We start from the raw sequence: 255 nt of genomic DNA, 5'->3' as shown, positions 1-255 counted from the left end.
TAGAATGTTTGGTAGACTTCGTATTGTTATAGTTTGTTTTAAAGTAATTGTTTTCGTTGGTAGCTTCCAGCTTGATACTTGTAAGCTCGAAATTAGCATTGTTTGCAGGGTTTGCAAAATTGAAATTTCTTGTAAAATCACTTATAAAAGCGGTAGATATACCTCCCATTGAGGTAGTTTCGATCGTATTATCATATTTTACATCTCCGATTCCGTAAGTTGCATAAGGAGAGTTACTCAGATTCTGCGCGTTAA

At 34.5% G+C, this 255-nt stretch carries 1 pseudogene; it reads right to left on the bottom strand.

The annotated features are described in order from the left end of the window. Positions 1-255 (bottom strand): annotated as a pseudogene (locus tag WFK35_RS23210) (hypothetical protein); the annotation flags it as partial.

Origin of the sequence: Chryseobacterium sp. VD8, assembly GCF_037149975.1 — a bacterium.
In the GTDB taxonomy this organism is placed as follows: domain Bacteria; phylum Bacteroidota; class Bacteroidia; order Flavobacteriales; family Weeksellaceae; genus Chryseobacterium; species Chryseobacterium indicum.
Note: the sequence above shows the minus strand (reverse complement) of the source record. Positions and strands in the feature narration are given on the sequence as shown.